The sequence below is a fragment of the uncultured Cetobacterium sp. genome (assembly GCF_947072685.1).
Classification (GTDB): Bacteria; Fusobacteriota; Fusobacteriia; order Fusobacteriales; family Fusobacteriaceae; genus Cetobacterium_A.
Map to the genome: position 1 here is coordinate 1 of NZ_CAMTIK010000040.1, position 8,296 is coordinate 8,296.

An 8,296-nucleotide genomic window follows, 5' to 3' on the forward strand; every position below is an offset into this window, starting at 1 on the left:
ATTTAGTCAAATGTAGAAAAGTAACTGGAAAAAAAACAAGGTTATTGAAAGCTATTATAAACGAATTACAGGAAAATAGTATTGAGGTAAAAAATATAACTCCAATTTTTAATCTAGATTCAGATGATTTGACAGAAATATTAAATGGAGATTGGGAAGATAGAGAGTTTAAATATTTATCTAAAGATAAAGAAAGATTAGAAAAAGATGGAGAATACTATCTTCAAGATTCAGATGAAATATTTAATTTTTTAGTTGAAGTTAGACATTGGAAAAAAAATAGATTGGTAGAAGAATATTTTATTTTAAAAGAATTAGAAGATTTAGAGAATTTAAAGAAGGAGCTTAATGAATAAAAAAACTAAGAAAAAAATAAGTTTTATATTTTTTATAACAATGATATTAATTGCATTTAGTGGAGCTACACAAATGTTTGCATATAAGACTAACTTTCATCCAGGATTAGGAAAACCATTGTTAGTTAAAACTTTATTTCAAGTTGAAGCAAAGTTATATAATCCATTTTTATTTATAAAATGGAGTGAACAACATGGAGAAACAGCACCAGTAGCTAATAATTCAGCAACTTCAGTATTATTTGGAGTTTTAATATTTAGTGTTTTAGTTTTATCAATTTTAAATAAGAGTAAAAAGAAATTAGATAGTCATGGTTCGGCTGATTGGGCTACAAAAGATGAAATTGATAATCCTGATATGGGGTTGATTACTACAAAAGAAAATGTAATAAAAGAATTTAAAAGAGCTGAAACAGTTGAGTTATATAATCAAATAGAAGATGAAGAAGAAAGATATTCTGATGGTGTGGTATGTGGTAGAGATACCTATGGTAGAGAACTTAGAAGTCTTGGACTAGAGCATATGATTGCTATGGCACCGACTAGATCAGGTAAAGGAGTAGGACTTGTTATTCCAACTCTTTTAACTTGGAAAGGTTCTGCATTTGTTCTTGATATAAAGAATGAAAACTTTGCTTTAACATCAAAGTACAGAGAAAAAATAGGACAAAGAATTATAAGATTTGCACCAACGGATATTAATTCAAATAAATATAATCCTTTATCTGAAATTCAATTAGGAACATTATTTGAGTATGATCAAACAAGAGAGGTTGTTGAAGCATTAATAACAGTTAATGAATCAGATACATTTTTCGGTCCGACAGCAGTAAATTTTTTAACAGCAGTTATTTTATTTGTGATGTACTCTAAAGCTAATGAAGGTCAAGTTGGATGTTTAAGAGATGTATATAGATTTTTAACTTCTCCTGCAACAACAGAGGAACAAAAATTACAAGCTATGGCATATAATGACCATATAACGAAAGAAACTGAAAATAAATTTAACTGGGATAAAGAAAAATCAGATTATTTATTTGAATATGTAACAAAAGATTTAATAACTTTAAAAGGTGAAGAAAGACCATATATACATCCTACTGTATCAAAAATGGGTGCAGATATGCTCGGAAGAGCAGAAAAAGAAAGGTCAGGAATAATATCTTCAGCAAAAACTAATTTAGCAATTTTTGATACACCATTAATCGGAGAAAATACAAGTTCATCAGAAATTCGATTATCTGATTTAATGAATGGAGAAAAGCCTATAACTTTTTATTTTGTTACTCCACCAAAAGATTTAGAAAAAGTAAAAGTATTGGCAAAGATATTAATTTTACAAATGATAAACAAATTAACAGCAGAAATAAAAATAGAAGGGAAACCTTACAAGCATAGATTATTATTGCTTATAGATGAGTTCCCTGCAATTGGAAAAATGAAAGATTTTGAAACTTCCTTAGCATTTAGTGCAGGTTATGGAGTAAAGGCATTTATGATAACTCAATCTTTGAATCAATTATACAGTATTTATGGAAAAAATAATAAAATAATAGATAACTGCCATATTCAAATCTATTATGCTCCAAATGATACTGATACACCACAAATGTTAGAGAAAAAAATGGGAAATAAAACTGTAGTTGTAAAGAATTTATCATATAAAGGAATGAAATATTTTTCAGATTGGAATTATTCTGAATCACTTATGTCAAGACCGTTATTATATTCAGCAGAGATTAGCAAATTACCTAAAGCAGATAGCTTAATATTTGTAACAGGGTTTAGTCCAATTTATGGAAAAAAAGTAAGATGGTATGCTGAAGAAAAATATATAAACAGACAATCTGTTTATAAAACTAAGAAAAGAAATTATAGAAATGAAATAAAACAAAAAGTAAAAGCATTTATGAAAAGTAAAATTAAAAAAATTAAAAAATGGGTGATAAAAGAATGAAACAAGATGAAAGAATAGAGTTACAAACATTAAGAGAAAAGCAAAAAAATGGAAAATTAACTAGAATTGAATTAGCGAGATTTAAAGTTCTTAGAATTTATGAAGAACTGGAAGGTGCTAAAGAGAATGAATTAAAAGTATTTAATAAAGAAGTTATAAAAATTTGGAATAAAAATTTAAAACCATTATTTATGAATGAAAAATTAATTGAACTTTTAAAGCAAGATGATAACATGAAACTTTTAGTAGATTGTGTTGAAAATGGAATAAGAGAAATAAAAGAATTGAATGGAATTAAAGCAGAGAATGAAAATCAAGGGGAAATAAAAAATGAATAGTTCTTTAATACAGCTTTTAAACTATTCTTTAGGTCAAGAAGTAGTTAAATATTTTTCAGATGATAGTGTAATTGAAATTATGCTAAATGATGATGGGAAATTATGGATAGATACTTTTGATGGGACTAAAGATACAGGAGTAATTATAGATAATGAAAAAGCATTAAGTGTAGCTTATTTACTAGCAAGTCATATTGGAGCAGAGATAAATCAAGATTGTCCACATTTAGGTGGAGAATTACCAGGAACAGGATTTAGATTTCAAATAGAAATTCCTCCAATTGTTTCTAATGTTAGTTTTAATATTAGAAAAAAAGCTATTAGAGTCTTTTCACTTAATGATTACTTAAAAAACGAAGTAATGACAATACGTCAAAAAAATATAATTGAAGAAGCTGTTAAAGATAGAAAAAATATATTAGTAGTTGGTGGAACATCTTCAGGAAAGACTACACTATGTAATGCTATTTTAAAAGAAATAGCAAAATATAAAAATAGAGTTGTTTTAATAGAAGATGTACAAGAATTACAATGTGAAACAGAAAATAAAGTTAGAATGAAAACTTGTAAAAATACAAGCATAAGAGATTTAATTAAAATAACAATGAGAAAAACTCCTGAAAGAATCATAGTGGGAGAAATAAGAGATGGAGCTGCTTTAGACTTATTAAAAGCATGGAATAGTGGACACCCAGGTGGAATATCTACAATTCATGCTGATGATTGTTTAGGAGGTTTAGAAAAATTAGAGCAATATATTCAAGAAGTTTCAGCGAATCCACAATCTAAACTTATTGCTAGAGCTGTAGATTTAGTTGTAGTAATAGCAAAAGTTGAAGGTCAGAGAAAAATTACACAAATTGTAACAGTTGATGGCTATAAAAATGGAGAATATATATTAAATGAGGTGGTCTAATGGATTATAGACAAAAAGTCCCAAAGGCTTTAACAACTCCTTTGACAATGGGTGGAGGGTCAAAGAAACCAGTAATTTTTAATGGTGTACTAGCTATGGTAGGGATTTTTGCAACAGGTACATTTTTTTATATAATATTTTTTATAATGTTATCAATAATACTTCATGGATTTATAGTATGGGCTACAAAAAAAGATCCACAATGGTTTGAAGTATTAATGAAATATTTGAAGAATAAAAAAAAATACAGATCATAATAGGAGATAAAAATGTTTAAAGAATATCAAGAAACAGAGCGAATTGCATATGCTTTTCCCTGGGCTTACTGTTTAGAAGAAAACATAATAATAAATAAAAATTATTCTTTAAGTTCAGTTTTTAAATTTAGAGGTCAAGATTTAGATTCTTGTACAATTCCTGAATTAGAAAGAAATTTAGGGATTGTAAATAATTTCTTAAAAAGATTAGGTGGAAATTGGACAATACATTGTGAAGCTAGAAGAAAAAAATCTGAAGATTATAATAGAGCAAAATTTATTAAAGAAATTCCAACGTTTATAGTTGAAACAGAAAGAGAAGAGTTTTTTAAATCAGGTACACATTATGAAAGTGAATATTATTTAACATTTACTTATAAAATCCCAATTGAAAAAACAGAAAAATTTTTCAAATTATTTTTAGAAAGTGAGAATAAACAAAGATTAGATTTATATAGCAATTCTTTACAAATTTTCAAAGATACTATAAATGCAGCTTATTCAGTTTTAGGAACTGTATGTAAAGAGTTAAAAGCTTTAAATACAGATGAAATAATAAATTATTTTCATAGTTGTATATCAGATACAGAGTTTAAAATAAAATTAAGTGAAGAACAAAAATATAAAATGCTCTTTGATGGGTTTATAAGTGATTGTGAATTTATAGGTGGATTAGAACCAAAATTAGGAGAAAAATATATAGGAACAGTAAGTATTTATAACTTCCCTGATGTTACAACGTCAGTTATTTTAGACAGGCTTAATAGATTACCCTTAGAGTATAGATTTGTAACAAGATACATGATTTATGACAAACTAGAAGCATTAAAAGAGATTAACTCTTATCTAAGAAATTGGGATGGAAAAGTAAAAGATTTATGGCAAGTTATAAAAGAAATTATGACAAAAGAAGAAACAAAAAATATAAATATAAATGCGTATAATAATGCAAATGAATTAAAAGAAGTTAGAAGGAAGATTGAAGCAGAAGAAACAGCATTAGGTCAATATACGGCAAGTATTGTTTTGAGTAATAAAAATCAAAATCAATTATTTAAAGAACTAAAAGAAGTAAAAAACTTATTAAATTCATTAGGGTTTATAGCAGAAGTAGAAACTATAAATACTGAAGAATCATGGCAGTCATCAATACCAGGAAATATATATTCAAATGTAAGACGACCACCAATGGACACACAAGTTTTAACGACATTATTACCCATATCAGCAGTATGGGCAGGTGATGAAATTAATAAGCATTTGAAAGAACCGAGTTTGTTTTACTCTCAAACAAGTGGGAATACACCTTTTAGAGCCAATATTCACTATAATGATGTAGGACATTCTTTAGTTGTCGGACCGACAGGAGCAGGAAAATCAGTATTACTAGCTTTCATGGCAGTTCAATTTAAAAAATATAAAAATTCACAAGTTTTTAGTTTTGATAAAGGTGGCTCTAGTAGAGTATTAACAAAAGCTATAGGTGGTAATTTTTATGATTTAGGAGAAGATAATTTAAGATTTCAGCCTTTAGCAAAATGTGATGATCCTAAAGAAAGAGAATGGTGTCAAGAATGGATAGAAAATATATTAGAAAGTGAAGGGGTAGAATTAAATCCTCAAAAAAAATCATATATATGGGCAACATTAAATAATATTGCAACTACTCCAACTAATTTTAGAACTTTAAGCTCTTTTGCTAATTTAATTGGTGGACAAGATTTATCATTGAAAGAAGGCTTAGCACCATATTTTGGAAAAGGACAGTATGCTAAATATTTTGATGGGGATAAAGAAACAATATCAAGCTCTAATTTTCAAGTGTTTGAAATGGAAAAAATCGCTCAAACTAAAAAAGCGATAGCTCCATGCTTAGATTATTTATTTCATAAAATTGAAACAGAAAGGTTGGATGGGAAACCAACATTAATTACTCTTGATGAATGTTGGTTATTTTTCGATAATCCAAAATTTGAAGCCAAAATAAGAGAATGGTTAAAAGTTCTTAGAAAGAAAAATACTTCAGTTGTTTTTGCTACTCAATCATTATCAGATATAGCAAATTCAAATATATTAAGTGCAGTTTTAGACGCTTGTTACACTAGATTTTTCTTACCTAATGCAAATGCAAAACAAGATAGTGATATATATAAATTGTTTGGATTAAATGAAAGAGAAATTGAAATAATTTATAGTGCGATTATTAAAAGACAATACTATTTTAAAAGTCCTAAAGGTAGTAGATTATTTGAATTAGCATTGAGTCCATTAGAATTAGCTTATGTTGCAACATCAGGAGAAATAGATCAACAGAAATGTAAAGAGTATTATCATCTATCAACTGAAGAATTTAATATAAAATGGTTAAATTATAAAAAATTAGATGGAGAAACTATTGTAAGAAATGTCAATTTATTAATGGAAAATCAAAATCGGGAGGAAGATAAAAAATGAAAAAATATTTATTACTAGGAGCATTAGCAATTAGCTCTTTGACTATGGCTAATGAAGTTCAATCAATAGGGGTAGCAACAACATTCTCAAATTCAATTTATAGAGCTAAAGACCAAATAAGACCCTTACCATTGATTAATTTGAGTTACGATAGATTTTTTATAAATGGTGGAACAGTAGGAATTAAAGCATATGAGGAGGATGGTTTTTCTTGGTCAGTAATTGGAGAACCATTAGGTGGATATTTTGAAGGATGGTCTATTAGTAATTCTGATATGGATAAGGGTTATAATATAAAAGATAGAAAGAGTCAATTGATGGGTGGTTTATCAATGGATTTTGATTTTACAGAAGATACAGTTGGAAATATAAATTATATATGGGGAGAACATGGTTCAAAAGGAGAAATAAACCTTTCTAAGATTATTTATATAAATGATAGAGTGGCAATTTTACCAACATTATCTTTTAAATATTATGATAAAGAGTTTTTAAATTATTATGTAGGAGTTTCTCAAGAAGAAGCTATAAGAAGTCCTAAAATTAATAAAAGCTATTCAACATCAGATTCTTTTAGTGCAGGAGCTAATATAGCAATAGAAACAAATATAACAGAGCAACTTGTGGTTAATACATTTGTGGGAGTAGAGTATTTTGATGATAAAATTTCAGATTCTCCAATCGTAAGAAGCAATAATCAAGTATACGGGGGAATTGGAATAAGATATTCATTCTAAACTTTGCTTCAAGTTGAAGCAAAGTTTATATTAGGATTTAAGATTAAAGAAATGGGAGAAGGATTATGTGTAAAGAAATTATTAATAACAAAAAGTTTACAGAGGATGAAATAACAGAAGCAAGTAATCGAGCATTTAATGATTTAATGAGAGAATTAGATAATAAAGAATATAAAATTTTAAAAGCTATAACAACTTATAATTTAAATTTTAATAAAAGACATGAGCAAGTTTCAGTTGTGAATATAAATATGAGTGCAAAATTTAATGATGTAAAATTTTTAATAGCATTGGGGTATTTACAGTAAACTGATGGATTTTTTATAAAAGAACTATAGCACTGGGAGAACTAGAAAATGAGAAAAATAAAGAGAAAATCATATAAAGATATTTTTAAAAGAAGTTATGCAATTAAACTTTTAAAAAATAAATACTTAATTAAAGGCTTTTTAAAAGAAAATGAAAAATTAAAAATCAATATATTTCAAATAAGGGGAAAAGAAATATATATAAAAGTTATAAGCACATTAACAAAAATATCACTAGAAATCAAAGTAAAGAAAAGAGAAGTAGAAAATTTAGAATATAAAATATAAAAAAACCTTGACTCGTACGAGTGTGTATGATATTATATTTTTACACTCGTACGAGTGTTGGAGGTTGGAAAATGAATATAAAAAAAGTAGTAAAAAATGTAACTTTTGTAAAATCAGGGTCAGGTCATTTGACTCCACGAATCACCATTCCGATTGAATGGGCTAGAGAAATGGAGCTTTCTGAAAACGAGAAAGAGGTTGAATTGACTTTTAATTCTGAAACTAAAGAGTTAAATGTAAAAAAAGTTACAAAATAAAAAACCATCTTCACAACCTCAACGGAAGCAAAAATGGTAATGAGTGTTTTATAAAAACACTATAGCAAAATTAGTATAACATATATTGTATAAAAAATAAAGTTAAAATATACATCAGGGAGGATTTTATGTTTAATTACGAGTCAAAAATCAAGGGTTTTTTAAAAGGTAAAAAAAGTTATTCATTAGGATTAATGGTAGCATTTTTTATAACAGGGGGATTCTCTTATGCAGAGAATATTATAGTTAATGAAGATAAAAATACAATTGAAAATAAATTTATTTCAAAATCTGAAGAAACCGAAGTAATGATTTTTATAAATGGATTATTTGCTAAGGCTAAAAATAAAGAAATTAGAAATATTTTTGATTTTAAACTAGGTGATGAAGAAATCAAACCACCAGTAGAACCACCGATTAATCCACCA

At 27.0% G+C, this 8,296-nt stretch carries 11 protein-coding genes; all 11 read left to right on the forward strand.

The features are described 5' to 3' along the window. Positions 1 to 356, forward strand: a 356-nt coding sequence (locus Q0V67_RS10015) for a hypothetical protein (protein ID WP_297599218.1), incomplete at its 5' end; no start/stop codon positions are given. Next, on the forward strand, positions 349 to 2,313 hold the full coding sequence (locus Q0V67_RS10020; RefSeq protein WP_297599220.1) for a type IV secretory system conjugative DNA transfer family protein: 1,965 nt from the start codon (positions 349 to 351) through the stop codon (positions 2,311 to 2,313). The genes Q0V67_RS10015 and Q0V67_RS10020, both read left to right, overlap by 8 nt. Further along, positions 2,310 to 2,651, forward strand: a complete 342-nt coding sequence (locus Q0V67_RS10025; protein ID WP_047380746.1) for a hypothetical protein — start codon at positions 2,310 to 2,312, stop codon at positions 2,649 to 2,651. Before Q0V67_RS10020 ends, Q0V67_RS10025 begins: the two co-directional genes overlap by 4 nt. Next, positions 2,644 to 3,567, forward strand: a complete 924-nt coding sequence (gene trbB, locus Q0V67_RS10030; protein WP_047380748.1) for a P-type conjugative transfer ATPase TrbB — start codon at positions 2,644 to 2,646, stop codon at positions 3,565 to 3,567. Before Q0V67_RS10025 ends, trbB begins: the two co-directional genes overlap by 8 nt. Further along, positions 3,567 to 3,824 (forward strand): VirB3 family type IV secretion system protein, encoded by a 258-nt coding sequence (locus Q0V67_RS10035; RefSeq protein WP_047380750.1) that lies wholly within the window; start codon positions 3,567 to 3,569, stop codon positions 3,822 to 3,824. The genes trbB and Q0V67_RS10035 overlap by 1 nt, the downstream gene beginning before the upstream one ends. Before the next feature lie 12 nt (positions 3,825 to 3,836). Further along, entirely contained in the window at positions 3,837 to 6,278 is a 2,442-nt protein-coding gene (locus Q0V67_RS10040) for a conjugal transfer protein TrbE (protein ID WP_297599225.1), read from the forward strand. Further along, on the forward strand, positions 6,275 to 7,015 hold the full coding sequence (locus Q0V67_RS10045) for a MipA/OmpV family protein (protein WP_297599226.1): 741 nt from the start codon (positions 6,275 to 6,277) through the stop codon (positions 7,013 to 7,015). Before Q0V67_RS10040 ends, Q0V67_RS10045 begins: the two co-directional genes overlap by 4 nt. 65 nt (positions 7,016 to 7,080) lie before the next feature. After that, positions 7,081 to 7,323: a hypothetical protein gene (locus Q0V67_RS10050; RefSeq protein WP_297599228.1), complete on the forward strand. Its 243-nt coding sequence runs from the start codon at positions 7,081 to 7,083 to the stop codon at positions 7,321 to 7,323. Between the two features lie 48 nt (positions 7,324 to 7,371). Then, a complete protein-coding gene (locus Q0V67_RS10055) occupies positions 7,372 to 7,611 on the forward strand; it encodes a hypothetical protein (RefSeq protein WP_297599230.1) in 240 nt (79 codons plus the stop codon). Between the two features lie 71 nt (positions 7,612 to 7,682). Beyond that, on the forward strand, positions 7,683 to 7,868 hold the full coding sequence (locus Q0V67_RS10060) for a dihydrolipoamide acetyltransferase (protein WP_297599232.1): 186 nt from the start codon (positions 7,683 to 7,685) through the stop codon (positions 7,866 to 7,868). A gap of 128 nt (positions 7,869 to 7,996) precedes the next feature. After that, the coding region (locus Q0V67_RS10065) for a hypothetical protein (protein ID WP_297599234.1) at positions 7,997 to 8,296 on the forward strand (300 nt) is incomplete at its 3' end.